We start from the raw sequence: 978 nt of genomic DNA, 5'->3' as shown, positions 1-978 counted from the left end.
TCACTCCCCTCCCGCTTGCGGGAGGGGTCGGGGGAGGGCATGTAACGGATGTTATCGAGGAGGACAGCCCCTCCCCTGACCCCTCCCGCACGCGGGAGGGGAATCTGGCCCAAAACTAGCGCAGCGATCCGGCGAGCAGCTTGTGCAGCTTCGAGTGGATCGCGTCGGTCGCGGCCAGGATCTCGCCCTTGGCGTGCGCATTGTCGGTGCCGCGGAAATCGGTGACGAAGCCGCCCGCCTCCTTGACCAGCAGGATGCCGGCCGCCGTATCCCACGGCTTGAGACCGCTTTCCCAAAAGCCGTCATAACGGCCCGCCGCAACCCAGGCGAGGTCGAGCGCGGCCGAGCCGAAGCGGCGGATGCCGGCGACTTCGGGGGCGACCGCACCGAAGATGCGGCTCCACTCGGCGAAATTGCCATGGCCCAGAAACGGGATGCCGGTCGCGATCAGCGCATCGGCAAGGTCGCGGCGCGACGAGACGCGCAGCCGCTGGTCCTGCAGCCATGCACCCCGGCCCTTTTCGGCCCAAAAGCTCTCATCGGTCAGCGGCTGATAGACATAACCGTGCGTGATCTCGGGCTTGCCCTGCGGTCCATGCGGATCCTCGACCGCGATCGACATGCAAAAATGCGGGATGCCGTGGAGGAAGTTGGTGGTGCCGTCGAGCGGATCGATGATCCAGCGCGGCTTGTCGGGGTCGCCGGCGATCTGCCCGCGCTCCTCAACCAGGAAGCCCCAATCGGGCCGCGCCTTGCGCAGTTCCTCGATCAGCGTGTCCTCGGCGCGCTTGTCCGCCATCGACACGAAATCCGCCGGCCCCTTGCGGCTGACCTGCAGCTGCGAGACTTCGTTGAAGTCGCGCCGCAACCGTGGGCCGGCCTTGCGGGCAGCACGTTCGATAACGGTGATGAGGCCGGAGTGGGAAACCATAAAGCACCTATAGCCCTCTCCCCTTCAGGGGAGAGGGTTGGGAGAGG

The 978-nt window shown here is 66.5% G+C and carries 1 protein-coding gene; it reads right to left on the bottom strand.

Annotation, left to right across the window (positions count from 1 at the left end):
• Positions 1 to 115: 115 nt before the first annotated feature.
• Complete coding sequence (locus AX681_RS21105; protein WP_066663171.1) at positions 116 to 931, bottom strand: inositol monophosphatase family protein; 816 nt, start codon at positions 929 to 931, stop codon at positions 116 to 118.
• Positions 932 to 978: the final 47 nt, after the last annotated feature.

This window comes from Sphingomonas sp. CCH9-E2, assembly GCF_001557215.1.
Taxonomy (GTDB): domain Bacteria; phylum Pseudomonadota; class Alphaproteobacteria; order Sphingomonadales; family Sphingomonadaceae; genus Sphingomonas.
Note: the sequence above shows the minus strand (reverse complement) of the source record. Positions and strands in the feature narration are given on the sequence as shown.